Source organism: Calidifontibacter indicus (genome assembly GCF_003386865.1).
Taxonomy (GTDB): Bacteria; Actinomycetota; Actinomycetes; order Actinomycetales; family Dermatophilaceae; genus Yimella; species Yimella indica.
This window is the reverse complement of record NZ_QTUA01000001.1, coordinates 668,617-693,479: the sequence shown is the minus strand read 5'-3', so window position 1 is coordinate 693,479 and position 24,863 is coordinate 668,617. Positions and strand designations below refer to the sequence as shown.

General features: G+C 65.0%; 24 protein-coding genes and 1 pseudogene. 7 read left to right on the top strand and 18 right to left on the bottom strand.

Features of this window, described 5'->3' with window-relative positions:
- Positions 1–202: 202 nt before the first annotated feature.
- From DFJ65_RS03250 to DFJ65_RS03235, 4 genes are read right to left on the bottom strand one after another with little or no spacing between them, the layout of a single operon-like run.
- On the bottom strand, positions 203–2,251 hold the full coding sequence (locus DFJ65_RS03250) for an AIPR family protein (RefSeq protein ID WP_115921786.1): 2,049 nt from the start codon (positions 2,249–2,251) through the stop codon (positions 203–205).
- A complete protein-coding gene (locus tag DFJ65_RS03245) occupies positions 2,248–3,255 on the bottom strand; it encodes a PD-(D/E)XK motif protein (protein ID WP_115921785.1) in 1,008 nt (335 codons plus the stop codon). Before DFJ65_RS03245 ends, DFJ65_RS03250 begins: the two co-directional genes overlap by 4 nt.
- Positions 3,236–6,049: a Z1 domain-containing protein gene (locus tag DFJ65_RS03240; protein ID WP_115921784.1), complete on the bottom strand. Its 2,814-nt coding sequence runs from the start codon at positions 6,047–6,049 to the stop codon at positions 3,236–3,238. The genes DFJ65_RS03245 and DFJ65_RS03240 overlap by 20 nt, the downstream gene beginning before the upstream one ends.
- The gene (locus DFJ65_RS03235; protein WP_115921783.1) at positions 6,046–7,521 is read right to left on the bottom strand and encodes an ATP-binding protein; all 1,476 of its coding nucleotides are present in this window, start codon (positions 7,519–7,521) and stop codon (positions 6,046–6,048) included. Before DFJ65_RS03235 ends, DFJ65_RS03240 begins: the two co-directional genes overlap by 4 nt.
- A gap of 171 nt (positions 7,522–7,692) precedes the next feature.
- On the opposite strand from DFJ65_RS03235, the gene DFJ65_RS17130 reads away from it, so the two are divergent.
- The gene (locus DFJ65_RS17130) at positions 7,693–8,034 is read left to right on the top strand and encodes a hypothetical protein (RefSeq protein ID WP_147301288.1); all 342 of its coding nucleotides are present in this window, start codon (positions 7,693–7,695) and stop codon (positions 8,032–8,034) included.
- A gap of 123 nt (positions 8,035–8,157) precedes the next feature.
- Here the strand turns inward: DFJ65_RS17130 and DFJ65_RS03230 are convergent, their stop codons facing one another.
- From DFJ65_RS03230 to DFJ65_RS03205, 7 genes and pseudogenes are all read right to left on the bottom strand, one after another.
- Complete coding sequence (locus DFJ65_RS03230; protein ID WP_115921782.1) at positions 8,158–9,579, bottom strand: IS1380 family transposase; 1,422 nt, start codon at positions 9,577–9,579, stop codon at positions 8,158–8,160.
- A gap of 585 nt (positions 9,580–10,164) precedes the next feature.
- Positions 10,165–10,566: a hypothetical protein gene (locus tag DFJ65_RS03225; protein WP_115921781.1), complete on the bottom strand. Its 402-nt coding sequence runs from the start codon at positions 10,564–10,566 to the stop codon at positions 10,165–10,167.
- Complete coding sequence (locus DFJ65_RS03220; protein ID WP_147301287.1) at positions 10,563–11,162, bottom strand: hypothetical protein; 600 nt, start codon at positions 11,160–11,162, stop codon at positions 10,563–10,565. The genes DFJ65_RS03225 and DFJ65_RS03220 overlap by 4 nt, the downstream gene beginning before the upstream one ends.
- Positions 11,126–11,467: a protein-tyrosine phosphatase family protein gene (locus DFJ65_RS17345; RefSeq protein WP_170143976.1), complete on the bottom strand. Its 342-nt coding sequence runs from the start codon at positions 11,465–11,467 to the stop codon at positions 11,126–11,128. The genes DFJ65_RS03220 and DFJ65_RS17345 overlap by 37 nt, the downstream gene beginning before the upstream one ends.
- A 47-nt stretch (positions 11,468–11,514) precedes the next feature.
- Entirely contained in the window at positions 11,515–11,994 is a 480-nt protein-coding gene (locus tag DFJ65_RS18220; protein ID WP_281269841.1) for an ADP-ribosylglycohydrolase family protein, read from the bottom strand.
- Positions 11,995–12,094: 100 nt separating this feature from the next.
- Positions 12,095–12,382: pseudogene (locus DFJ65_RS18420) on the bottom strand (ADP-ribosylglycohydrolase family protein); the annotation flags it as partial.
- Positions 12,383–12,613: 231 nt separating this feature from the next.
- Positions 12,614–13,018, bottom strand: coding sequence for a hypothetical protein (locus DFJ65_RS03205; RefSeq protein WP_115921777.1), 405 nt, complete (start codon positions 13,016–13,018; stop codon positions 12,614–12,616).
- 322 nt (positions 13,019–13,340) lie between these two features.
- Between DFJ65_RS03205 and DFJ65_RS03200 the strand changes: the two genes are divergently transcribed.
- On the top strand, positions 13,341–14,090 hold the full coding sequence (locus tag DFJ65_RS03200) for an 8-oxoguanine DNA glycosylase OGG fold protein (RefSeq protein WP_147301286.1): 750 nt from the start codon (positions 13,341–13,343) through the stop codon (positions 14,088–14,090).
- 190 nt (positions 14,091–14,280) lie between these two features.
- Here DFJ65_RS03200 and DFJ65_RS03195 read toward each other — a convergent pair whose 3' ends face one another.
- The 5 genes from DFJ65_RS03195 to DFJ65_RS03180 all read right to left on the bottom strand — a co-directional run bounded on the left by DFJ65_RS03195 (position 14,281) and on the right by DFJ65_RS03180 (position 18,417).
- Complete coding sequence (locus DFJ65_RS03195) at positions 14,281–14,649, bottom strand: hypothetical protein (RefSeq protein ID WP_115921775.1); 369 nt, start codon at positions 14,647–14,649, stop codon at positions 14,281–14,283.
- Positions 14,646–15,830: a TRAFAC clade GTPase domain-containing protein gene (locus DFJ65_RS03190; protein ID WP_115921774.1), complete on the bottom strand. Its 1,185-nt coding sequence runs from the start codon at positions 15,828–15,830 to the stop codon at positions 14,646–14,648. Before DFJ65_RS03190 ends, DFJ65_RS03195 begins: the two co-directional genes overlap by 4 nt.
- Positions 15,831–15,977: 147 nt before the next feature.
- Complete coding sequence (locus DFJ65_RS03185; RefSeq protein ID WP_170143974.1) at positions 15,978–16,604, bottom strand: ADP-ribosylglycohydrolase family protein; 627 nt, start codon at positions 16,602–16,604, stop codon at positions 15,978–15,980.
- The gene (locus tag DFJ65_RS17335; protein WP_170143973.1) at positions 16,601–16,948 is read right to left on the bottom strand and encodes a hypothetical protein; all 348 of its coding nucleotides are present in this window, start codon (positions 16,946–16,948) and stop codon (positions 16,601–16,603) included. The genes DFJ65_RS03185 and DFJ65_RS17335 overlap by 4 nt, the downstream gene beginning before the upstream one ends.
- Entirely contained in the window at positions 16,945–18,417 is a 1,473-nt protein-coding gene (locus DFJ65_RS03180; protein WP_115921772.1) for an ADP-ribosylglycohydrolase family protein, read from the bottom strand. Before DFJ65_RS03180 ends, DFJ65_RS17335 begins: the two co-directional genes overlap by 4 nt.
- Before the next feature lie 123 nt (positions 18,418–18,540).
- Here DFJ65_RS03180 and DFJ65_RS03175 point away from each other — a divergent pair, with 123 nt between their 5' ends.
- Together DFJ65_RS03175 and DFJ65_RS03170 are read left to right on the top strand one after the other, a co-directional pair.
- Entirely contained in the window at positions 18,541–18,954 is a 414-nt protein-coding gene (locus tag DFJ65_RS03175; RefSeq protein ID WP_115921771.1) for an NUDIX hydrolase, read from the top strand.
- 26 nt (positions 18,955–18,980) lie between these two features.
- Positions 18,981–20,018: an alcohol dehydrogenase catalytic domain-containing protein gene (locus DFJ65_RS03170; RefSeq protein ID WP_115921770.1), complete on the top strand. Its 1,038-nt coding sequence runs from the start codon at positions 18,981–18,983 to the stop codon at positions 20,016–20,018.
- Positions 20,019–20,254: 236 nt separating this feature from the next.
- On the opposite strand, the gene DFJ65_RS03165 is transcribed toward DFJ65_RS03170, so the two are convergent.
- The gene (locus DFJ65_RS03165) at positions 20,255–20,893 is read right to left on the bottom strand and encodes a GntR family transcriptional regulator (protein ID WP_115921769.1); all 639 of its coding nucleotides are present in this window, start codon (positions 20,891–20,893) and stop codon (positions 20,255–20,257) included.
- A gap of 175 nt (positions 20,894–21,068) precedes the next feature.
- Here DFJ65_RS03165 and DFJ65_RS03160 point away from each other — a divergent pair, with 175 nt between their 5' ends.
- The 3 genes from DFJ65_RS03160 to DFJ65_RS03150 all read left to right on the top strand — a co-directional run bounded on the left by DFJ65_RS03160 (position 21,069) and on the right by DFJ65_RS03150 (position 23,492).
- The gene (locus DFJ65_RS03160; RefSeq protein WP_115921768.1) at positions 21,069–22,436 is read left to right on the top strand and encodes a purine-cytosine permease family protein; all 1,368 of its coding nucleotides are present in this window, start codon (positions 21,069–21,071) and stop codon (positions 22,434–22,436) included.
- 42 nt (positions 22,437–22,478) lie between these two features.
- Positions 22,479–23,135, top strand: a complete 657-nt coding sequence (locus tag DFJ65_RS03155) for a flavin reductase family protein (RefSeq protein ID WP_115921767.1) — start codon at positions 22,479–22,481, stop codon at positions 23,133–23,135.
- A 102-nt stretch (positions 23,136–23,237) separates the two neighbouring features.
- Positions 23,238–23,492 carry a hypothetical protein gene (locus DFJ65_RS03150; RefSeq protein WP_115921766.1) on the top strand — a complete coding sequence of 85 codons (255 nt, stop codon included), beginning with the start codon at positions 23,238–23,240 and terminating at the stop codon, positions 23,490–23,492.
- A 99-nt stretch (positions 23,493–23,591) separates the two neighbouring features.
- On the opposite strand, the gene DFJ65_RS03145 is transcribed toward DFJ65_RS03150, so the two are convergent.
- Positions 23,592–24,857 carry an MFS transporter gene (locus DFJ65_RS03145; RefSeq protein ID WP_245949961.1) on the bottom strand — a complete coding sequence of 422 codons (1,266 nt, stop codon included), beginning with the start codon at positions 24,855–24,857 and terminating at the stop codon, positions 23,592–23,594.
- Positions 24,858–24,863: the final 6 nt, after the last annotated feature.

The following is a 24,863-nucleotide window of genomic DNA, read 5'->3' as shown; positions in this document are numbered from 1 at the left end:
CCAATGTTCGATAGGGCACAGAGTTCAGATTTCGATAGGCGCGCAGCGCTACCGAACGTCGTGAAACCGTCCTCCTTCAAGAGTTCGAGCAGAGTCCATTCCCGGATCGACTGGCGGAAAGGGGTTATTTCCGGAGCATCGAAGGACAGCGCCTCGCAACAGTCCATGCCCGACGTTTCCTGCAAGTCGTCACTTCCGTCAGTCAACGCGCACCCGCGAAGCCCAACCGCTTGGCCTCTTCTAAAATTAGCGCGCCTTGGTTCGCCTGCTTCCTCGAGGGCGTCCTGCCGTCCTTCACGACTCGACCAAGACTGAAGGCAAGGCTACGTTGCCAAGGCTGCAAGTTCCCAGTCTGCTTCGCCCATTGACTAAGAGCGAACCAGTCGTCAGCAGTAATGGACGTGACCGCCACGACGGCCGCGCGTTCATCGTCGCTCAACATCTCGCCAACACTTGTGTCAGCCGTGGTCCGCGTACGCTGGCCGCTAGTCGTGAGTGACTTTGCCAGATCGTCGGGTAAGGCCCACGGCATCGACAGGATCGCCTTCCAGCAATCCTCCTTTTTCGCCCATTCGCTGATGTTCCTAGTGCCGGCACTCTGCAAAAGTATCTCGTGGATCTGGGGCGCCAGTTCGATGATGGCTTGGGCGAGTGGCTCCGGCAAGTCTTGCGACCGCCAAAGTGCCCTGAGATCCACGCGCTGTTCAGTCTGGTGTGCCAACTTGGCGAGTGTGTAGGCCACGGTCTGTGCCCTATAACCGCCGAGGTTGAGACTTCCGACGAGCTTCTCGGTCGAGCGGAACAGCAACGCCTTGGCGACCAGCAGCTCGAAGTACCCTTGGTCCACCTTGAAGGACGCGCCTCGCCGTTCGATGCGAAGCATGAACTCACGAAAGTTCTTCTCCGCGCCGTAGGACACAATCCACGGCAGCTGATCCCAAGTGTTTTCGAACTTTGCGAGATCGGTCTTGGTGAACTTCTGGCTGAGCGGATGAACAGCCTTGAACTCGCGCTGTTTCGCAGGTGTCCGTTCGCGAGCATGAGCATCCGCGTACTGTCCGCGAGCCCGTTCGTAGAACCAGCGGGTCATCCGCGCTGTACCGCCCTTACCCGGGGCCCAGACCGATCGAGATAGCTTCTCAACCTCGACGTGGAACGCGTCGTTAGCACTGAAATCCGCCATATTGACCTTGTTCTGACTGTTCGCGAACTGACTGATCCGCGGCACAAGATTGTGCAAATAGGTCGGTTCCACAACTGACAACTTGGCTTGGACATAGACCCCCGAAAGGTCCTGTTTAGCCTTCACTTTGGCGTAGTGCAGGGAAGCACTGGTCTGACCTCCATTGACGATTTGGAGGTCATGGATCGTGGAGATCCCCATGCCACCCGTCGGCAGCTCGACCACGTCGACCGCGGCGGCGGTCATTGATATGCCGTTGTTGTAGGCGAGGAAACTTCGAGGCTCATCCTTGATCGTCTCCTGGATTCCACGATTCACCTTGCCTCTAGATTGGAGGAAGGAGCGCACGTTGAGCTCGAGCAATCGCGGCCCGTGCTCCTCGTAAATTTTCGAGATAAACTCTCCGGGCAGCATAGTCAAATATGCCTCGTAACGTCCTGGGTCCCCTTGTGGGCCAAGGCACGGTATTGCCTGTCCCCACAATGCAACGACGTCGACGTGGATCGGCTCTTGGGTGCGTCCGCTCGTCATGAGCTGGTGCAGTCTCGTGGCGTCCCACACTGACACGTGGACCGGCCGCGAATCTATCGGCTCTGGGGCTACAACGTTCGTTCGAAGATCCGAGTTCGTGAGGACCATCAAGCGGATTTCGCCCACCTTCGCCCATGTCTCGGCTATGCGCTGAGCCATGTCCCAAGCCGGTGACGTCTCCTCCAGCTGCCGCCAGAGGCCGCCGGCAGCTTGCTCAAGGAACCCCACCATTCGCCTCACCGCTGCGTCCAACGAGGTCTTCGTGTATGACTCGAGATCCAGACTGCCGCGATAGTCGGTCAGAAACAGCCAGAGCGTCGATTCGTCCTCACTGAAAGTGAACCCCGAGGCCCTAGCCGCTCGGGCCTCGTACATCGCCACATTTGCGCCGTCGATCTCGCCGGCTTCAGTGAGCACGTCAAACATGTACTCCGTGAATGCCTCTGGGATGCTGCGCTCGGCTCCTTCCTGAGACGCCGTGAGCGCCAACTCCTGATGGAGATCAACGATGAACGCCGAGATCTCATTCGTGCTCATTGCTTCGTCCTCAGGTGCGCCACAACTGCATTTCTCTCCGTCAAGTACGGACTCAGTGCGCTTCGCTCAACAAGGTAGCTCACATTGCTGATGCCAGTTGGGAGTTCGCTAGCGACCAGGCGCGGGAATGTGTCCGAGACCAAGAAGAACTCGACGGAGCGAACCTCGTAGCGCTCGGCACGAAACTCCGCATGCGAATCGCGCCAGCCACTGTTCAGGAGCTTTCCTTCAAAGAGGTGCAAAGCATGGTCCGAGTCGCTCAACCGTCGGCGAACATCACCTATCAGTTCGAGAAGCGTGGTGCCGGTGCCGTCTTGGCGCTGATCTAGCGACACGTACGCCACGTAGAGCGCCGTAACGCCGACGTGCTCCAACTGACGCTCGGAGCTGATCCTCATGTGTCCGGCGCCGAGCCCGCGGTAGGTCTTTACCTCCACGGCAAGGTCGGCAAACTGGAAATCCTGAAGTGCGGGGTCCGGACCTGTCCACCCAAACACCGCAGCGGATATGCCCAACACGTCGACGAAGCAGCCTCCCAGAAGTGTCAGTTCGCCGAACAGACCCGCTGCTCGTTCCTCAGAGAACGGTTCACCCCGTCGCGCGTAGAAGTCCTGCCAAGCGAGGACACGTTCGACGACCCGCGTCGCGGCATCGGCGCCGGAGAATGAAGCGAGCGTGCTGACAACATCGGATGCGAGTTCCGTAAAGAGTGGATCCCCGAGCTTCGTCATCGATCGGAGACGCACCTTCGTGCGGTCGGAGGTCGTCGAGTCGACCGTGATTTCCAGCCCTCTGGACTGGCGCCACCGCTTGGGCATGTTAGAGGCCAATCCGAGCACCGATAGTTCGAGCACCCGATTTCTGCTCGGGCGAATCTCGCCGATGAACACGTCATGCGGCAACCCGGGCAACACTCGGCGCAACACCGCGCCTTCATGCAGCGGATCCTCCGCGATCTTCGCCCACAGGGCTGGGTCCAATACGTCACGCATCGTCGTCGTCATCCCATCCGAAGACGTTCTTTAGGAAGACCGGGTTGACCTTGTACTCCAAAGGCTTCGCCCCCACAGAATGCGGGAACGACACCGCGAACCCGACGAACGGTTCGCCGGAAAGACACTCCCCCTCATGGGTTTTCAACCATGACGTGGCCGACAAGGGGTACACGAGCAGCAGGCCGTCGTTAACCGACCGGCGGAATCGTTCCGCCCGCCCGCTGGGCAAGGACGGCGGCTTCGCGCCCGCCTTCTTGTTCGGCCGCAGCTCCCACGCCGCAACGGTCTCTGCAAGAGCGCGGTCCCAGCCGGGCGACCCCGCGGTGAAGTCGACAAGCTCATGCGCAGGGCTCACGACCCGTCGCACGGTATAACGGGCCGTCTCCTTGCCGGCCTGGTTGCTCCGCTCGATGAGGCTGAGCGTGTCCCCGGCCACGTCCCAGTGCTCCAAGCCGTTCTGTCGGCCGGCGATCACGACGGTCCACGAGCCCAGCTCACCCTCCGCTCGACGCGTCTTGATGTACTTGACGAGAGGTTCCGGACGACTCTTCAGCGCTGCCTTGTCCGCCTTGTACTCGGACAAGAACCTGATGACCGTGTCTGCATCCACGTTTCTCCACACGCGACCATCGCCGACCGGCGAGTGGTCATCTCCCAGCGAGACCATTAGCTCAGCAAGTGTCTTAAGGTTCGCCTCGCGCTGGTCCGGCAGGAATGTCACCGTTTCAGAGATTCCTCCGCTGAAGGATATGGAGTAGGTCGCAGCATGCTTAAGCTTTTGCGGCGAGGTCACCAAGAGGCCGTCAGGAAGTTGACGAACGCGGAGACCGAACTGTTGTGGGGTAGACCCGACGGCGGACATTGCCTCGAACTCTGCTTGGAGCTCGGCACTTGCAGCCGTGATCTTTTCATACCAGTTGACCAAGGCAGATGTCGTGTACAGGCGACAGAGGTCCAGATAACCTGGACGGTAGCCAAACCACCTTCCCATCTGCATGAGGGTGTCGTACATACGGCTGGCACGGAGATAGTACGAAACGCAGAGGCCCTCCAATGTAAGGCCGCGCGAGAGCTTGTCCCCACCAATCGCGATTACGCTGATGCCATCGGGATGGTCGACATACTCCAATGCGTCAGCAGACGTACCGTTGACGACGTGGAGTCGAGTCTGACGACCTGCCTCAGCCATCTCGGCCTTTACCTCGTCCAAGGTCGGAATGTCCCCGACCTGTGATGCAAGGTCCTCACGCCGCGAGATGTCCAGACTGGTCGGAAGGAGATCCTCATGCCAGAGACGGTCGATCTGCGCGGCCAGGAGGGGCGACGATCCTTCCCCGAACTCCAGTCTGTCCGTGACGTTCGCCAAATATTCCGCAACTTGATCGGCGACCCGACGCTGCATGACGGTAAAGCGCGTAACGTGGATCAGCATCGAGTGGTGCTTGTGCGCTTGCCCACGTAATCTACGGACAGCTCCTGCCATCAGGAAGAAGACAATCGCGTCCTCGAGGCTGCTCGGCAGCTCACCACCCAATTGGTCGAGAGCCTTGTGCTTGTCCGGAAGCCACTCCTCGTAGTCCGACGTCTCCCTGACAATGTCGAGGGCCTCGACACCTTCCACTGCGTTGGCGTTGTCAGCGTCAAGTCCGAACACACGTTCAGGCCCGATATAGGTGCTCGGGGCCGGAAGGTTGATGATGAAGCTTCGCGGGAACAGATCCTCGCCAACCGTGGAATGATCAGCATCTGGGTCGATGAAGATGTTCGCGAACGGAGTCGCCGTGTACGCGACGTACGCAGTCTGTTCGAACGTGTCGAGAAATTTCCGAATCAAGCGATTGATTTCCGACGGATCGATCTCGCTGTCGTCCTTCGCGAACTTTGTGTTCACCGATGCGTGGTCGGCCTCATCATCGATAACAAGAACCGGCACGTTCTTGACCCTGAACTTCCCCGTCTCTGGATCCGTCGTACCTTTGAGATGCGTCGACCACTTGTAGAGATTATCGAGGATGGACTTGTTCTTCTTGACCACCAGAATGATCGGGTCAGATCCTCCGGGTACCACTCCCATTGCCTGAGCGACATTCAGCCTGAAGTCCCCGGACTCGGAAGACGATGTGAAGGAGCTGACGTGTAGCCATTCACCTGCGAGCTTGCCCACTCCGATGCGGTTGGCGCCGTCTGCCTGCTGGGCTTGGCGGATCGCCCTCGTGTCGAAACCGAGGATTCCTTCGTCGATCCGAGCTTGCGTCTGACTGCGAAGACTGTTATGTACGCCAGCTAGAACGACAATCAGCTTGTAACCGTTATCGATCGCCTTTGTGATTAGGCCCGTGTAGTTTCCCGTTTTGCCGGACTGGACTTGACCAGCCACAAGACCGCGCCGATCCCAGCCTCCCTCGCGCTTCGGGTCCTCCAACCTGCCGAGGATCTCGTCTGTTACCTCATCCAGTCGTGTGATCGACTTCGGTGGCAGCTTGAGCTCGTCCCGCATGAACCGCTTATAGCGATCCCAGAACTTCCACGCCTCCTTGTCTTCGAGGCGTGCATGCAGCCACGGAATATGGTCCGAGTCGTCTGACATCGAGTTCCAGGTGCCGATGTGCACATTGACATCGCCCTCAATCTCCTTTGCGATCTGCTCACGATCGACCATGTCGCCTGGGTCCATCCCCTCCACCACGTCGGCGAAGTTGTCCACCCAAGACCTGATCTGCTCTGGGGTCACAGGCTTGTTCTGCTTGGCGTACTGATCGATTTTCAACATGACTGACCCGCGAACCAAAATTGTGTTGCTCATTTCTGACTCTCCCTGAGGGCTTGAACGACTTGAGGGAACTGCGCGAACGGCTCGATGACAGCGATCTGGTTCAAGGCTTCATCCGCCGAGTAGCCATCCTTGATGAGGTCAGCGAAGACGAATTTAATGATTGGCTTGAGATCTTTGGTCGCACCTCCGAACGGCGTCGGTTGGTGATCCAACGAATCAGCGATACTGACGCCGATGAGCGTGGTCGGGACGGTCTCCTCGATAAAACGGAGCGCCTTCTCTATATCATTCTTTCGTCCAGCATTGGCGTCCATGAGAGCAACGATCACGGGGTGGGACCTGTTGACCCTGTAGCGGATCTCGCCTGCCCGATCCGTGTACTGCTCCCACGCAACGATAAATGGTTGACTGCTCTTGGAGGCCATGATTTTGCCACGAAATCTGTACACCTCCTCGGCTCGCGATCGAGCAACCTTCGCAATACGAAACAGCTCAGTAACCAGCGGTCCTGGAGTACGTGCGGCTGACTTCTTAACGTCAACCTGCCATGCGTGATCAAGGCTGGCAGGGAAGTCGATCGCAATCCGCGCGAGTTTAGTGTGCTCGTCCTTCGTCAAACCAAGCCCTAGCCAGTCGCCTTGGACCAAGAGGCGGTTGGAGCGATAGAGGTAGAAGCCCTGCTGTTGGTTCCAGCCCATCGCGCCGTGGCCACGTTCGACTTCGGCGGGTGAGAGCTTGCTGCGGTGGGGAAGCACGTACGCCTTCACCTTTACCAACTCCCCTTGGAATGGGAGCTCCTCCGAGAACAGCAGCTGAGTCGCGGGGTGATCGGTCAGGAATGGGTCCCATGCTGCGAGCGGCTGACCATTGAGGCTCATCGAGAGCCGGCCTCGCCCGACTAAGAACCGATGGAACGTCGCCTCTAGATGATGTTTGACGCGCCGGATGAGTCCGAGGAAGCGATCGTGGGCCTTTGAGTCGCCCGCGTCGACGTCGCCGACCAACCGATCGCATTTAGTCCAAGTGACGACTGTGCCGCATGGCCGAAGTGGCTGAAGGTCTACCGACTCGGCCAGAGGGCCCGTGCGCAGAAGTCGCCACTCCCCCGTCTTCGCGACGGTGTCGAGGTCCCACCGTCGGATGGCGGTGCCCGCCGGCGTTCGGGACGAGACGGTGAGTTCGCGAGCTTGGGAGAACGACGCAGTCTTCAGCCCGAGCCCGAATCGGCCCAAGTCACCCTTTGAACGGGCATCAAGGGGGCTCATGCTTCCGGGCCGCATCGCGACGTACAGATCACCCTCGGTCATGCCCTTGCCGTCGTCGACGATGGAAACGATCGAATCGCGACCTGCCCAGATCATGTCGATACGTATGGTCTTGGCACCCGCCGAGATGCTGTTATCGACGATGTCAGCGATCGCGGCTTCTGGCGTGTATCCGAACGCTCGGAGCGACTCGATCAGTGCGTCAGCCCGCGGCTCCGCGATGTCCCATTCAGACACGCATCCCCCTCTCGATGAGACTCTTCACCCTTTGCCCGTGAGGTTAGTGGCTGTCCTAGGCAGAAACGCCTGCGGGGCGAAATTTCGAGCGCGATTCCCGACTGGGGCACACACCCGGCGATCCAGCATCCCCGCGGTGCGCCGGCGGATGACTCTTCTTAAGATCTGGTCATGGCTGCTGAACCTACCCCCGAACGGCGCACCTGGCTCCTGATGGCGCTGGCGTCGGCTGATCGGTCGTACGGCGGGAACGACGGGTACGACGACGACATAAGCAAGTTCTACTCGTGGAACAGTCGGGTCCCGAACTTCCGAGCCATCTCGGTGGGCGACCGAGTCGTTCTGTGGGACAAGGTTGGTTTACTGGGCTTCTCCACGGTCGAACGGATCACCACAGGTACAGGGACCGTCGACCGTCGCCTTTGCCCCAGTTGTGGAGCTTCCGACATCAAGTACAGGAAAACTAACCTCGATCTTTCATCGGGCGGACGTGTGCCGTCGTTGACGGCGTGATCGCCGGTTCTGGTGTCGGTTCTGCCTGATGGGTGTGACAAGTCCCCGCGATGTCGTTCGCGGTGGGCGCCGGTTTCCACGTGGCCGGTAGTCGTGCGGGGTCGTCGGGACGGGTGCCGGTGGTCACCCCGGCGCGGTCGCTGCCGGCGCGGGGTCGTGTAGTCGTTTCCAGGCAGTGATCACGAGGTCGGCGTTTGCTGCGGTTTCCTTGATGTGCAACAGGATTCGGCGACTGTGCCGAGCGATAGCGGCCGGGATCGTGAAGACCCGTAACCGTAGTTTCTTTGGTTCCCAGCGGCGTGCCTCGTGCTCGGCGTCGAACCCGATCAGCTGGGTCCAGGCGATCAGGTCGGCCGCGAGCATCACGATGGCGCACCAAATCTGGTTGGCGGTGAACCCTTTCAGCGGCAAGTTCCGCAGCCCGGTGTCCTTCGCGATCCGGATCCGGTCCTCACACCGCGCCCGCCGCCGGTGCCGCAACTCCAGGTTCGCCAGTTGCCCGCGGGTGGTGTTGGTCGCGAACGCGGTCAACCGGTACCCGTCGACGTCGTCGAACCGCAACTGCGCTCCGGGGTGGGGTCGTTCCCGGCGCACGATGACCCGCATCCCTGCCGGCCAGCCGGACAACAGACCGCGGAACGTGAGCAGGCCGGTCAGTTCGACCACGTCCGCGCCTTCGCGGACCTCGCCATCGGCGTTCAGTGCTGCCTGCCACGCCTTGGCCGGGATCAGCCGGTACAGCTCGGGCAGGCACGCGGGCAGGGTGAACCCGACCGAGTACGAAACACCCCGGCGGGCAAGCCACCTGGTGTACTCCTGGGTTCCGCCGCCGCCGTCGGTGCGGATCAGCACCTTGCGGCCCGGCCGGGCCGGGTTGATCCCGGGCAGCTGTTTGAGCGCGTCCCGGGTGACCTGGATGTGGTCGGCGGCGGTGTTGGAGCCGGCGTTACCCGGCCGCAACTGCATCGCCAATGGTTCACCGGTCCCGTCCGGGCCGTGGTCCACGAACGCACACAACGGGTGGAACCCGAAGCCTTTCTTGAACGTGGGCTTGGCTTCTTCCTTGTCCGAGTGCGCGGTGATCAGCGTGGCGTCCAGGTCCACGATCAACGGATCGGTGGCGGTCACACCGTGGGTCGGTGCGCGCTCACCGGCCAGCGCCCACGCGCGGGCACGGGCGGCACGTCGTGCGGCCGCCACCTGCTTCAACACGCGGTGGGCGTCCGCGGCCAACGCGGTAATCGTGCGAGAGATCGTTGCCTCGGATCCAACCGGTCCGTACACGTCGGCCTCGGACCGGATCACTGCCGCGTCCGCCAGGCAGTCACCGCCGAGCGCCAGCGTCACGGCCAGGTCGGTGAGCACCTTGGCCGGGTGATGCACCGCCGCCGGCTTGCGCCACCCATCCAGAGCCCGCGCCATCGCCGGGGACAGACCCGTCACCTCCGCGGCCGTGGTCAGCAACACCCCGCCCGCCGAACCAGCCGCCGACACCGGTGCCGTGTCGACCTGAACAGACGGGTAGAACCCGGTAGTCTTCTTCACCTGGAAGGTGCTCCTCGAACTGGTTCCGATAGTTGCTTCGCAACACCTATCGTCCCAGGTCAGGAGCACTTTTCAGTTCACAACACGGCCGTCGACACCGACACCCGATGAAATCTCGAGGCTAAGTCTCCGGACTGGCGGTGTTTCCACTGCCGCGCCGAGTTCGACGTGGCCGACACGGAGGTTGTTGATGTGACCACGTACCGGGCAGATTATGGGAGTGAATGGGTCGGTGCCCCTGGTGTCCTGACCGCAGCAGAAGTACGACAGTTGGCCATGTCGCCGAAGTCCCAACATGCGATGCGGGAGGCGGATTGGCATCTCGTACGTCACGCCCTGATGTCGAGGGGGCACTAGGCCTGAGTCATCGGGCCGATCAGCCGCAACTGGCTGCCTGCCACGAGCCAGCCGCACTGGCTCCTGCTTGAGCGCAAGGGCGCTCAGACGGGGTGATCGTCGACATTGTCGCTAGTGACCTGCGGCGGCGTCCACGCCGGAAGGCTCGAGGACCATGGCGCGAAGCCTCAGTGGAACTCATTGGCCGACGCATCCGGGGGATCAGTCAGTTCCCGCCTGGCCGCCCCGTCACCACCCCGGATACTGCACCGCCATCTCCATCAACGGCTGGTCCGCCGTCAGGGCCACCACGAACATATCGCGCACCAACACCTCGATATGCCAGGCGTATTCGTGCTTGGCAAACTGCAGGTCCATCCACGGCGTGACACCGGTCGAGGCACCGATCAGCGCACCGGCTACGGCGGCGACGCCGTCCGGATCGGCGGTCTGGCGCGCGAACTCGATCGCGCCGTCGAGGTCGACCTCGCAGGTGGCGAGGTACATCGCGGCGGCGAGCACGCGATGCGCCCGACCGTTCGAACCGACCTCGCGCAGGTGAGCCAGATCGACCTCACCGGCGGCCCTCGTGAAGTACGCGTCGACCTTGGTCACCGGCGCCTCTGCGAACGTGTCGACGATGACATTCACGATCTCCGTGGTGGGTGACGTCGCCAGGCGAGCCAGAAGCACGTTGAACAGGATCGCCGGGTTGGCGACGTAGTCCATGTCGTGGTGAGGCACACAGACAGCGAGATCATCTCGTTCACGTCGTCGGCGGTTGAGTTGAGCGCGCACAACGGTGCGGAGCGCAGCAGCCCGTGCACTCCCTTCGAGGTGCCGCCGAAGTACTTCAGGCCTTCGTTCACCGCCTCGACCGTCGCGCGCGCATTGCCTCGCCGCTTGTGGAACAACGGGTTCGCCGCGAACCAGGGCCGCGGTTCCAATTGCACCGATGTCGGCTCGTCGGTCTTGTAGACGAACGACTGCAGGTCGTTGATCGTGGCTTGAATCAGCGTCGATTCGTTGCGCGACCCTTGCGGGCGCCACGACCGGATCAGCGCGTGCAACTGACGCATCGCCAGGTCGGTGGCCGCGCCGGCAACGAGCGTTTCTCCGTCTGGGCCGAGGCGCGCGTCGCCGAGCACGAGGCCGATCATCATGGCGCGGAACCGCTCCTGCCGCCGCGCGATCTCGCTCATGTCATTGTTCATGCGGATTCCCCTTCCTTGAGTGCGGTCTGCCACAGCAGGCCGTCGAAATTGTTCTGGTCCAGTGCTTTTCGCACCGCGGCAACGGCTTCATCCCGCGAGAGTCCGCCGTGTTTCATCGCGTGCAACAGCGCCACGGACGGCGTGCGGTGGTGGGCGTGCACGCAGTGCAGGAAGACGGTCTCGCCTGCCCACAGCAGTTCCTTCAGCGCGTCGGCGGCGTCGTGCAAGCCGAGCGCAAGGTCGTTGTGCGACGACGGGTCGTCGCTGTCGACGAGCCACGCCTGCACGTGCTTCTCGTTGCCGCGGTCGTCGGCGCGGCAGACGCGCGACAGCGACACGACGGCGGTTGCGTTCGTCGTTGCGAGCGCCGCTTCGTTGCCGATCGTCAGTCGATCCGCGCACCGACCAGTGCACCGGTGATCGCAGCGATAGTGTCGGTGTCGTGCCCGGCGCGCACCGCGGCGATCAGCGCACGTCGCGCATGACCGGACGAACCGTCGTCGTCGGTCGAGGTGATCGCGGCCGAGGTGGCGCGGAGTGCGCCGAACGTGGAGCGATTGGCTTCGATGGACGCGGGAAACGTGCCGGCCGCACTGTCGATCCACTGCTCCCACTGCGCACGTCGTTCCCGCGGAACGAGATCGAGACCCGCACGCAGGTCGAGCCGCCCCTCAAGAACTGCCACCCGGATTGCCTCTGCGTGCAGCACGCACGAGTCGGCAACCAACGGATCGGCGTGGGTCAGCGACGCAACAGCGACCGCCGCCCGTGCCGTCATCTCCCGGTCGTGCAGCCTCGACAGCCCGACGATGCCGCTGCGCATGAGCGCGCCGTTGCCGGCCGACCGCGGATGCTTCGCGGTCAACCGTCGTCCGACTCCTTGCGCCGGCGCATGGCCCACGGGTAGTCGGGCTCGTCGGTGCTGCGGTCGGAGATGCGAGCCCCGAAGTGCGCGTAGGCCTCAGCGGCGCAAGCACCGCAGCGGTCTGGTTTCCGATGTCGCTCGCGCCGTGGCGCCGCCAGTCGACGAACGTCTTCGCGATCTGGTTGAGCGCTGCGTCGGCGGTGACGTCAGCCCCGGTCGCAGCCACCCGAGCGATGCAGACCGCCATCTGGGTGTCGTCGCTCCACTCACCCGGCGCGTACGGGCCGAGCCCGCCGCCGTTCATCACTGGGTCGTCGTACATCGGCGGCGTGCCGAACTCGTACGGAACGCCGGCGGCGCGGTCGCGCTGTGTTGTAGTCAATGTCATCGCTCCACTTGCATATTTTGTTAGGATGACAATTTAAGCGGTCTGCTCAGTTATTGTCAATTCTACCTTTTGGCGAATCACGGGAGACCGCAGATGCCCCTCGGGGCAAGCCGGGAAGTGGAACCGAGAGGCCGCCGAGGTCGGCCGCGGACAGGTCATGGAATTGGCCAGTGTTCGCTGAGAAGCGAGCCTTCGCCTCGCCTGTGCGCCCGTCGCGCTTCTTGTGCACCACTAGGTCGACGAAGCCGTGGTCGCTAGGGCGCAGCTCAAGGAGAACGTCTGCGACAAGCGTCCAGGCTCCGTGCGGTTCGATCGGCTGGCCGACCAGCGGATGCCACTCGAAGCAACAGTCGCGCTGCACCGCCACGATGACGAGCCGACATGCCAACAGGAGAGGCGAAACCAGTCGGTCTCGGCACAGGTGCATCCTGCGGTCTCGGCCACGACCACACCCGACGCGTCGTCGTCTCCGACGAGCCACGCATCCACGAGGTGATTCGGGTCGCCCCGCACCACCTTCAGCTCCGCCGTGCTGAGCGGCGGCTCGTCGAACGAATGGCGATGGGCGGCGACGTTGCGCCCGAACCAGTGCCGATAGGCACTCTCGGGCTGCGCGGCTGAGCCGATGAAGCTCACCGCGAGCCCTGCCGTCGTCGCAAAGCCGTAGGCCCATTGGCAAAGGAGCTGGGCCGCGCCGGCGCCCGTGACAACCCAGACGCGACCCGGCTGGAACCGGGCAACATCGTCGAGCGCTCCGAGGCCGGTTGACCACGACGCGGAGGATCCATAGAAGGCGCAGGGGCCCGAAGAAAGTCAACGATGTGCGTCATAGACGCATCGTGCAACCAACCGCTGACAACCTCGGTGGGTGCCGCATGCTCACGAGCGCGGGGCACCCGCGTGCGTGAATCGCTCGCGAATCGCGCACAGCACGTTCCGCAGCATTAGTCTCGCCCCCATGCGTCGCACACCTACCGCCCCTGACGACCTCGAGCTGCCCGACTACGTGCGCCAAAGCCTCGGACGGCGCCAGAGTTTAGTGCTCGATCACGGCTTCGACGAGGCGACGATCGGCACTACCTGGTGGGACCGAGAACTGACCCGGCACGGAGCTTCGGCGACAGTTCAGATGACTGACCACAAGCTCACCCGCAGCGACCTCTTTCGCCTTGGGCACGACGCTGCTGCCGACCCGACCGACGACGACGCCCTGCTCGCCTTGTTGTGGAACACCCTGGCCTGGGGCACGGGCCGGAGCCAACGCGGCAACCGGCGACGCATCGACGCGGTGCTGGACCCGGAGCGCAGGGAGCACAACGTCGCTCTGTTGCAGACGGCTGCAGCCAGCGCACGCGACGGTCAGCCGGCCGAGGCCTACCGCGCTTTGGTTCGTCGCGGAGGTACAGCCATCCGTGGTCTCGGGCCAGCGTTCTTTACCAAGTTCCTCTACTTCGCATCGGAGGGAACCCCAGGCACGCGCTGCCTGATCCTCGATGCGCGCGTCGCTCACAATCTGGCCCGAGACGCCGGCTGGCGCTCGTTGCCACACCGGGGCAACAACTACTCCTACAACTGGTACACGGACACCTACGTGAGCTACTGCGAGTTGCTCGAGCGGTGGGCCGCAGAGGAGAGCAGCGATCGCGACATCGAGATCTCGCCAGACGAGATCGAGCGAGCCCTGTTTGCGGACGAAGTCCTCGAATAGCCCTCTTCGAGCCGCAGCCGCCGACGGTCTCGGCGGCTCGTGGTCCTGACACCCGGCCGAATGGGCGCCGGCCGACACCTGCAAACGTGTCGGCCGGCGCCACGGCACTCACACCGGAAGCCGCCGCACCAACGCCGCCAGCAACTGCTCGAACGAACGCTCCGCACCGGCCCCGAACCGGTAGATGAGGCTACGTGTCGGCAACCGGTTTGGCCGCGTCCCAGACCCGGTCGTACCACTCTGAGACAAGCGGCCAGACGAGCTCGATTCCGACATCCACTGTCTCGATAGCGAGTCCAAGTTCTTCTGGCACGACGAAATCGTGCGGGATGACGCGTCCAGACGCGTCGCGTCGCTTTTGCGGATCCGGGAAACGGAGAGCCACGGCGCCGGCCACCCGATCACACGCGGCGGGCTCGTCCTGATCAACTCGCTCGAACACTCGCTCGTATTCCGGCAACGGGTCGGGCAGGCCGCCGTCCAAGATGAAGCGGAAACCCCACGACTTGCCTCTGGTCAACCAAATCAGCCCGGCCACGTCGGGAGAAGCGGACGTCACTTCCGGCTCGTCAACAGCAGTCGCTCTTCGACCCCTCGCTCCAAGTCGAGCTTGAACTGCGTGAGGGTTGCAGCGAGCACATCACGATTGGCGCGAGCCTGCTCGTTCGCGTCCTTGAGCGCGTCGCCGGCGAGCCGTGCTGCAGCGACGAGAGCCGGTGATGCGGCTGTTGAGAGCCTGCCCACCCTGGGCACCTTCGCAACAACCTTGGTCAGGAAGCCTCCGGCAACGAGTCCCGCCGCAATTGTCTCGGCGCCGTCAGCAAGGGAGTCGAGCACCTTGCGAGGAATGTTCATGCGAGCCGTCCATTGCACGCGACGCTCGAGCGGCAGGGCGGTTGCGATGGGAAGGACGAGGTCAACACCCATTTGCCGAGTCACGTCGATGCTCTCCGGTGCATTATCGCGATCGGGTGCGAGCTCGAACTTGGCAGACGACAACAAGAGGAAGTCATCTCCGACCGACAGCGCTTCGGGCGTGTCGACGAGCTCCGCAATGGTGCTGCGCAGCCGCTCCACGTCTCCGAGTGCCTTCCAGGTGATCATGTCGCGGAAGGCGTGGACGTCGAGTTCGGGCAGCAGGTCGGCCTTCGAGAGGGCGATGATCCAGATGCGCGGGAACTCGACGATTCGCTCGTCGTCGGCCTGAAGATCGCCCTTGATCCGAAGCAGCCCCTGCCTGAAGTTGGTGAACAAGGTACTGAGGTACCGCTCTTCTTCGCCACGGTGCTCCAGAAGCTTGCGACCATCAACAAGGAACATGGCTACGTCGGAGCGCATGAGAGACCGGAACGTGTCCACCCGCCGACTTTCCTCCGCTGCACTGGACGGTGTCTCCTCAAACCACTCACCCGGGCAGTCATGCCACGCGAGGCGGAGGGTGTCGAACGTACGGTCTTTCGACGCAGTAGCAGTGTCGCCTTTCAGCTTCACCGAGAAGTAGTAGGTCGTCGAATCCGTCCGGGTGGGCGGAGGAGCAGTCGCATGATCCCGCATCCCGACGAAGTTGCGGTTGAGCCTGCTCCCCTGGCCCGTGTCGTCGGCGACGAGGTCCCAAAGGTCGTTCTTGTACGACCCCTGCTGGGTCGGTCCGTAGAAGGATGAGACAAGAACGGTCTTGCCGGAACCTGACTCACCGAAGACGGCGACGTGTTGCTCCCGGACCCTGGGGTACTTAGCCATTGGGTGAATGTACCCACTCCGTCGGGCTCGTTGGTGGAGATACTGCACGAGCGTGGGCGTGCAGTCCCGCCCGCCGGCTGAACCATGCGGGCGTGGTCTGGCGCCGGATCGCCGATCACCTCCGACTGGACCTTCCATTCTTCATCCTCACCACCCCGGGTACCGCACCGCCATCGCCACCAACGGATCGTCCGTCGTCAGCGCCACCACGAACAGATCGCGCACCAACACCTCTATCTGCCAGACGTACTCGTGCTTGGCGAACTGCTCGTCCATCCACGGCGTAACTCCGGTCGACGCACCGATCAGCGCGCCCGCCACGGCGGCAACACCGTCCCCGTCAGCGGTCTCGCCCGCGAAACCCATCGCACCGTCGAGTTCGGCGTCGCAGGTGGCGAGGTACATCCCGGCCGCGAGCACGCGGTGGGCTCGGCCGTTGGCAGCGACCGCCCTCAGGTGGTCGAGGTCGACCTCGCCGCCGGCCGTTGTGAAGTAGTCGTCCACCTTCGTCACCGGCGCCTCGGAGAACAGGTTGACGATGACGTCCAGGCACTCCGTCGTCGGCGAGGTGGCCAGTCGGGCCAGCAACTGGCAGAAGATGATCGCCGGGTGCGCGACGTAGTGCGTGTCGTGCGTGAGGCTCACCGACAGCGACACCATTTCCTTCAGGTCATCGGCCGTAGGGATGAGCGCGAGAGCACATAGCGGCGCTGCTCGCAGCAACCCGTGGACGCCCTTCGACGTGCCACCGAAGTACTTCAGACCGTCGTTCACCGCTTCGACCGTGGCTCGCGGATTGCCCCGCCGCTTTTGGAACAGCGGGTTGGCCGCGAACCACGGGCGCGGCTCCAACTGCACACTCGTCGGCTCGTCGGTGTTGTAGACGAAGACTGCAGGTCGTTGATCGTGGCTTGAGTCAGCGTCGACTCGTTGCGCGAGCCTTGCGGGCGCCACGACCGGATCAGCGCGTGCAACTGACGCATCGCCAGATCGGTGGCCGCGCCGGCAACGAGCGTTTCTCCGTCTGGGCCGAGGCGCGCGTCGCCGAGCGCGAGGCCGATCATCATGGCGCGGAACCGCTCCTGCCTCCGCGCGATCTCGCTCATGTCATTGTTCATGCGGATTCCCCTCCCTTGAGTGCGACGTGCCAGAGCAGGCCGTCGAAATCGTTGTTCCCCAACGCCGTTCGCACGGCGCGCACGGCGTCGCGCTGCCCCAGCCCGCCGAACCGCATCGCGTGCAACAACGCCACGGACGGCGTGCGGTGGTGTGCGTGCACGCAGTGCAGGAAGACCGTCTCGCCTTCGTCGAGCAACTCCTGAACAGCGGACGCGGCGTCGTTCAGCGCGTAGGCGAGGTCGTTGTGCGCGGCCGGATCGTCGTTGTCGACCAGCCACGCCTGCACGTGTTTCTCGGTGGCGCGGTCTTCGAGCCGGCCGATCCGAGACAACGACACCACCGCGGTCGCCTTCGTGGTGGCGAGCGCCGCCTGATTGCCGATGGTCAGCCGGTCTGACCACGACACCGGCACCTCGATCGCCCCGCCCCAACTCTTCTCGTGGTCACGGGCCGGCCAGGTGGTGTCGTCGCACTCGCCGACCGTGCGCAGCGCGAGCTCGATCAGGTCGCGTCCGCGCATGCCCGGCCAGCCGTGTACCCGGCGGCGCCAGGCCGCGGGCAGGCCGGAGACCCCGTACCGTGCGCCGACCAGCGCGCCGGTGATGGCGGCGACCGTGTCGGTGTCGTGACCGGCCCGCGCCGCCGCGATGAGTGCGCGCCGGGCGTGACCCGGCGAACCGTCGTCGGTCGAGGTGATCGCGGCCCAAGCTGCTCGCAGCGCCCCGAAGGTGGAGCCGTTGCCATCGATCGACGCGGGATCTGCGTTCGCCGCGCTGTCGATCCACGCCGTCCACTGCGAATGCCGCTGCGCCGGAATGAGATCGAGCCCGGCACGCAGGTCGAGTCGCCCTTCGATGACCGCCACCCGAACCGCCTCCGCGTGCAGCACGCACGAGTCGGCGACGAGGGGGTCGGCGTGCGTCAGTGACGCCACCGCAGTCGCCGCCCGCGCGGTCGCTTGACGGTCGTGCAGCCTCGTCAGGCCGACGATGCCGTTACGCATCAGCGCGCCGTTGCCGGCCGAGCGTGAGTGGGTCGCGGTGAAGTCGTTCGCCGCCTTCAGCAGGGATGTCGCCCACGGGTAGCCGGGCTCGTCGCCGCTCCGCCCGGAGCCGCACGCATGGTTGCGGGCGTCGACCTCCCCGGCGCCGAGCACCGCGGCCGTCTGGTTGCCGATGTCGCTCGCGCCGTGACGCCGCCAGTCGACGAACGCCCTCGCGATCTCGTCCAGTGCCGCTTCGCCGGTCAAGTCGGCCCCGGTCGCAGCCACCCGGGCGATGCAGATCGCCATCTGGGTGTCGTCGCTCCACTCCCCCGGCGCGTAGGGCCCGAGACCGCCGCCCTTCATCACCGGGTCGTGCTTCATCGGCGGCCGCCCGAACTCGTACGGAACTCCAAGTGCGTCGCCGCAGGCCTGGCCGAGCAGCACGCCGGCGGCGCGGTCGCGTTGTGTGGTGGTCAGCTTCATCGTTCTCCCCGATCTTCAAATATTCTTGTCTCCTCGACAATTTAGGTCCATTCCGCAGTTCTTGTCAACCCGACTTCTTCAAGGAGGCCCGGGGCTGTCGGCACCAGGTGGTGCAATGGCGTCATGGACCGAGAACCCGACGTCGTGCTCGGCGCGTTGCTGCGCGGAGGGCGCGCCTTTCTCGTTCGCCGCAACCCAGCCAAGCGCGCCAACCCCGACATCTGGGATCTGCCCGGCGGCTGCATCGAACACGGCGAGTCGGAGCTCGAGGCGCTGAGTCGCGAGCTGCACGAGGAGCTCGGAGTGCACATCGACACGTCGAGCGCGGCGCACCTCTACCGCCTCACCACCGGGCGGTCCGATGCGCCCGCGATCGCGAGCGCGTGGGCCGTCCGCGAATGGCGCGGTGAGCCGCGCAACTACGCGCCTGAGGAGCACACCGACGTCGGCTGGTTCGAGATCGACGCGCTCCCCACGCCCGCCCATCCACAGATGCGAGCGGCATTCCTCGCGGGAATGGGAGCACTCGACTCATGACCCGGCCGCCCACCTAAGGTGAGCCCATGCGTGCCGTGGTCATCGACGCCGTCCGAGCCCAACCCGAGGTCCGCGAGGTCGCGGAACCCTCGGCCCCCGCCGGCGGCGTGGTCGTCAAGGTGATGGCCACCGGCATGTGCCGCAGCGACTGGCACGCCTGGGCCGGACACGACGACATCGCCTTCCCGCACGTGCCGGGCCACGAGCTCGCCGGAGTGATCGCCGAGGTCGGCGCTGGCGTCACCAAGTGGCGGGTCGGTGACCGGGTGACGGTGCCCTTCGTGTGCGGCTGCGGCGTCTGCGAATGGTGCCGCAGCGGGCAGGCGCAGGTCTGCCCCGACCAGCAACAGCCGGGGTTCACCCACTGGGGCTCGTTCGCCGAATATGTCGCGCTGCACGCCGCCGACACCAACCTCATCGCTCTGCCCGAGCAGGTCGAGTTCGCCACGGCAGCGAGCCTGGGCTGCCGGTTCGCCACCGCCTACCGTGCGCTGGTCGGCCGGGCACGGCTCGCCGCGGGCGAGTGGGTCACCGTCGTCGGAGCCGGCGGCGTGGGCCTGAGCACGGTGATGATCGCCCGCGCTCTCGGTGGCCGAGTGGTCGCGGTCGACCGCAACCCCGAAGCCCTCGCCGCGGCGTCCGCCGCCGGTGCCGAGCACACCGTGCTCGCCGACGCGTCCGACGTGCCCGTCGCCGTCCACGAACTCACCGGCGGCGGCAGCCATGTCTCCGTCGACGCGGTGGGCAGTGAGCAGACCTGCGCCGACGCGATTCTCAGCCTGCGCCGGCGCGGACGGCACGTGCAGGTCGGTCTGCTGCCGCCGGTCGAGGGGCACCCGCGGGTGCCGATGGCGCGGGTGATCGGTTGGGAGCTCGACGTCTTGGGCAGCCACGGCATGGCGGCGGTCGACTACCCCGAGATGATGCGACTGATCGAGGCCGGCGACCTGCAACCGCAGCGGCTCATCGAACGCGTCATCGGACTCGAGGAGGCAGCCGCGCTGCTGCCCACTCTCGACCGGGCGACCGTCGCGGGCATGACGATGGTCGACCCCACCCGCTGACACCCCCGGCTAACACACACTCCGCACTCGAATTCGCCACCCGACGGCAACCCCTTTCTGGGCAGATGTTCCGATGCCGTCATCGGAACGTTTTCCGGCTCATCCCAATCGCAAGCGACCCTGGGTCCGCCGCGACAAAACGCCTACTCGGACGACGCCAGCGCGACCAGCCCCTCATGTATCGCCAGCCAGAGCAAGCACTCGGCGGACCCGCGTCGGGTCAGTCGGCCGGCACGTCACGGACGCAAGGTGCGATACGCAAACTCGACGAGGTAGTCGTTGAGCGCCAACGACGCCTTCTCCGCGGCGTCGGCGTCGCCGTCGAGCACCGCCTGCAAGATCGCGACGTGCAGCTTCGAACCGGCCGCGATCTCGGCGGCGTCGTCTTCGACGCGGCCGAACCAGAACCGGCGCGACAGCCCTTGCAACGGCGCAATCGCATCAGCCAGGTACTCGTTGCGGGCGCCGGCCACCAGCAATTCGTGTGTCTCCTTGATCGTGTCGGCATAGGTCGTCAGGTCGAAGGTCTCCGACTGCAGGCGTGCGATGAGCTGCTGCATCGACTCCCGCACGTCGGGTGTCGACCGTTCCACCGCCAGGCGCACCGCGAGCGCCTCGAGCACTCGCCGCAGCTCCAGCATCCGCAACTGCGACTCCACGGACGCAGGCGGGATGAGCACACCCTTGCTGGGATGAATCTCGACCATGCGGTTTCGCGCGAGCTGCTGCAACGCCTCACGCACCGGCGTGCGCCCGAGACCGGTGCGCTCCATCAGCAACGACTCCGACACGAGCGACCCGGGACCGAGCTGCTGAAAAACGATCATCTGCTCGATGGCGCGATAGGCCTGCGCCGCCTTGCCGTCGCCGATCACGACAACCCCTCTTCCGTGCGTGCGTGCTGCTGACCGAACGATCCTAGGTTCCGCCGGAGAGACCCCAATCACCATTGACCCTTGTGCAACCGATATATCGGCTACATACTGGCTCAGCCAGGTCTTCTGGCGCCCCCGCGCTACGTACGCGCCGACTCCACGAATGAGGTGGGCCTTGAGCAAGAACGCGACCCTTGAGCAACGATCGATCGACCACGTGCCCGACGCCGAACGGCACGGCTCGCCGGTGAGCCTGTTCTTCGTCTGGTTCGCCGCGAACACTTCGATCACCGCTGTCGTCACCGGCGCCCTGTTCGTCGTGTTGGGCAACACCGCGTTCTGGTCGATCCCGGCGATCATCATCGGCAACATCGCCGGCGGATTCTTCACCTCGTTGCACTCGGCGCAGGGTCCGAAACTCGGTGTGCCACAGATGATCCAGAGCCGCGCACAGTTCGGCTACCTCGGTGCCGTGCTGCCCCTCGTGCTCGCTCTGATGATCTTCGTCGGCTTCTACGCCACTGGTCTCGTGCTCGGTGGCCAGGCCCTGGCCAACCTGCTGCACGTGTCGCGCGAGGTGGGCGCCACCGTGTTCGCCGTCGCATCCACCGTCCTGGCCATCTACGGCTATCGCCACATCCATCGCTTCTCCCACCTGGCTGCGGTGCTCAGCGCGGTGGTCTTCCTCTGGCTGTTCGTTCGTGTCGGCACCGATGCTCGCGCCGACACCCTGTTCAGTGAGCACACCTTCGCCGCGGCACCGTTCGTGCTCGGTGTGTCATTGGCCGCGTCGTGGCAGCTGACCTTCGGCCCCTACATCGCCGACTACTCCCGCTACCTGCCGCGGGACACATCCCGCGCGGCGACCATCGGCTGGACCTTCCTCGGCAGCGTGCTCGGCGGGTCGCTCGCGATGGTGCTCGGCGCTCTCGTCGCCGCGATCGGCGGCGCGGCCTTCCTGGCCGATCAGGTCGGCTACCTGGGCGACCTCGGCGGATCGGCCTGGTGGCTGGTGCTCGTCGCGGTGCTCGCGGGCAAACTCACCGGCGACACCCTCAGCGCGTACGGCGGCTACATGTCCGTGGTCACCATCGTCACCACCGTGACGGGTCAGACGAAGGTGGGCCCGCGCGAACGCGCGCTCTACGTCACGCTCATCTCGCTGGTCGCCCTCGTCGTCGCCCTCGCCGCCACCGACAGCTTCCTCACGAGCTTCACCAACTTCCTGCTCTTCCTGCTCTACTTCATGACCCCGTGGTCGGCCATCAACCTTGTCGACTTCTACTGGGTACGCAAGGAGCGTTACGTCATCGACGACCTGTTCGATCCGCGCGGCCAGTACGGGCGCATCAACGTCGGCGCCTTCGCGGCCTACGCCATCGGTGTGCTCATCCAGATCCCGTTCATGAACAGCAGCCTGTATGTCGGCCCCATCGCCGACCGAATGGGTGGCGCAGAGATCGCCTGGGTGCTCGGCCTCGTCGTCTCCGGCGGCCTCTACTACGCCCTCAGCTCCAAGGTGCGCCGCGCCGCCATTGCCTGATCACGCCACCACGAACCGCTCGCAGAACAAGGAGACTCACCCGTGAAGTACAACCCGCCCACCGAGAAGAGCCCGTTGCCCTACACGCCCTTCAAGGCGCTCACCGTGCCCCGCCCGATCGGCTGGCTGTCCAGCATCAGCTCCGACGGTATCGAGAACCTCGCGCCGTACAGCCAATGGCAGAACCTCACCTTCGACCCGCCCATGGTGATGTTCTCCGCGAACCAGTACCCCGACGGACGCCGGAAGGACTCCGTGGTCAACGCCGAGGAGACCGGCTGGTTCGTGTGGAACATGGCCACCTGGGACCTGCGTGACGCGGTCAACATCAGCGCCATGGCGCTGCCGAGCGAGGAGAGCGAGTTCGAGCGCGCCGGCCTGGAGCGCTCGTACGCCGACCTGTCGAACACCCCGATGGTCGCCGCCAGCCCGGCTCACTTCGAATGTCGCTACCACTCCACGCACCGCCTGGTCGGCAACTCGAACGTGGGCACGATCGACGTCGTCTACGCCACCGTCGAGCGCATCCACATCGACGACGAATTCCTCACTGCTGACGGCAAACTCGACATCCCGCGGGTCAAGCCGATCGCCCGCATGGGCTACTACGACTACACGGTCGTCACCGAGACCTTCGAGATGCGTATCCCTGGCGCGTCGGCCGCCGCCGCCGACGGGCTCGAGGGCGCGCCGGCCTGACACCCGACGCCGAAGGGCGCCGGCCGACATCTGCACGTGTGTCGGCCGGCGCCTTCGTGTTCAGGCCGGCAGTCGCCGCTCCAGACGCGCAGAGGGCAGCGCATGTCGGTGCAGAGCACGAGCACCACGGGTGCGGTGATCGACCCGACCGCCATCGTGTCGTTCGCGTCGCGGCGCACCAGCTGGGAGTCCTGGGAGCCGGCGCTCTGCGAGCCGCCGGACGCAGCGGCCGCGGAGGTGCCGGACGCGGCGGTGCCGGACGCGGCGGTCGAGTTGCCCGATGGGCTCGTCGGCGACTTCATCGCGAGCTGCCCGACCAGCCGATCACGAGGAAGACGACCACGACGGTGGCGATGACCGCCGTCCGGCGGCCTCGGCTCGCACCCGGTTGAGCGGCGTGATTCGACACCGTCTCCTCCTGCGTGTGGTTCGTGGGGCTCGTCCGGTCTGTGGGGTTCACGCCCGACTCTGTTTCGTCGCAACGGAATCGCGGTCGCGCGCCCACAGCAGCACCGGCACCAACACCAACGCGAGCACGGCTCCGGCGATGGTGAGCGTCGGGTAGTTCGCGATCGCGACGACCACACCCGAGAGCACCCCGCTGCCCGCGCCGGAGAGGGCGACGAGCACGTCGATGCGGCCCTGCACGAGCGGACGGTTCGCCGGCGCGGTGCCGTCAATGACCAGCGCCGTGCCAGCGATGAGGCCGAAGTTCCAGCCGAGCCCGAGCAGCATGAGCGCCACGATGATCAGGCCGAGCGAGTCGCCGGGAGCGAGCGCGGCCACGACACCCGACGCAGCGAGCACGACGATCGAGGCGACGGCCAGCACGTCGCGTCCGAACCGGTCGGCGATCGCACCGGTGATCGGCGACGGCAGATACATCGCGGCGATGTGCAGCGAGATCACCAGGCCGACCTCGCCGAGGCCGTGGTGGTGGTCGCGCATGTGCACCGGCGTCATGGTCATCAGCCCGACCATCGTGATCTGGGTGAGCACCATCACCGCGGCTCCGGCGTACGCGGTGCGCCCGGTGCGGGACGGGCCGTCGACCTTCCCCGTGGCCGGCTTCTGCGCTTCGATCTTGCGGGCGAGCAGCAACGGATCGGGTTGCAGCAGAAGGAAAAGCGCGAGGCCGGCGGCCGAGTAGGCGACGGCCGCGAGCAGGAACGGACCGGCGAGCGCGGGCAGCCCGAGGCCTGTGGCGAGGGAGCCGAGGGGCTCGACGAGGTTGGGTCCGGCGACGGCGCCCAACGTGGTGGAGACCAGCGCGACGCTCACCGCCCTGCCGCGGGTGGCGGGGGTCGCGAGGTCGGCGCCGGCGTAGCGCGCCTGCAGGTTGGTGGCCGTGCCCGCGCCGTAGACGAACAGCGACACGAACAGCAGCGGAACGCTGTCGAGCGCCGCCGCGACGACCACACCCGCCGCGCCGAGTCCGCCGGCGGCGAACCCCATGCCCAAGCCGATGCGCCGCCCGTGCTGCTGGCTGAAGCGTCCGACCAGGTAGGCCGCCAGCGCCGAGCCGAGCGTGAACAGCGCGGCCGGCAGACCGGCGAGCCCCTTGGTGTCGAGCATCTCCTCGGCGAGCAGCGCGCCGACGGTGACGCCCGCGGCCAGGCCGGCGCCGCCGAGCACCTGCCCGAGCATGACGACGCGCAGCGTGCGCTGTTGCACGCGGTCGCGTTCCGCGTCGCTGATCAGCGCGGTGGTGGTGTCGCTCACTGAAGT

Bases quoted from the DNA above. Each gene is read 5' to 3' on its own strand.
- DFJ65_RS03190 (WP_115921774.1), bottom strand. From the start codon at position 15,830: ATGGCTAAGTACCCCAGGGTCCGGGAGCAACACGTCGCCGTCTTCGGT.
- DFJ65_RS17130 (WP_147301288.1), top strand. From the start codon at position 7,693: ATGGCTGCTGAACCTACCCCCGAACGGCGCACCTGGCTCCTGATGGCG.
- DFJ65_RS17335 (WP_170143973.1), bottom strand. From the start codon at position 16,948: ATGAACAATGACATGAGCGAGATCGCGCGGAGGCAGGAGCGGTTCCGC.
- DFJ65_RS03250 (WP_115921786.1), bottom strand. From the start codon at position 2,251: ATGAGCACGAATGAGATCTCGGCGTTCATCGTTGATCTCCATCAGGAG.
- DFJ65_RS03150 (WP_115921766.1), top strand. From the start codon at position 23,238: ATGTCGGTGCAGAGCACGAGCACCACGGGTGCGGTGATCGACCCGACC.
- DFJ65_RS03240 (WP_115921784.1), bottom strand. From the start codon at position 6,049: ATGAGCAACACAATTTTGGTTCGCGGGTCAGTCATGTTGAAAATCGAT.
- DFJ65_RS03180 (WP_115921772.1), bottom strand. From the start codon at position 18,417: ATGAAGCTGACCACCACACAACGCGACCGCGCCGCCGGCGTGCTGCTC.
- DFJ65_RS03175 (WP_115921771.1), top strand. From the start codon at position 18,541: ATGGACCGAGAACCCGACGTCGTGCTCGGCGCGTTGCTGCGCGGAGGG.
- DFJ65_RS03170 (WP_115921770.1), top strand. From the start codon at position 18,981: ATGCGTGCCGTGGTCATCGACGCCGTCCGAGCCCAACCCGAGGTCCGC.
- DFJ65_RS03200 (WP_147301286.1), top strand. From the start codon at position 13,341: ATGCGTCGCACACCTACCGCCCCTGACGACCTCGAGCTGCCCGACTAC.
- DFJ65_RS03245 (WP_115921785.1), bottom strand. From the start codon at position 3,255: ATGACGACGACGATGCGTGACGTATTGGACCCAGCCCTGTGGGCGAAG.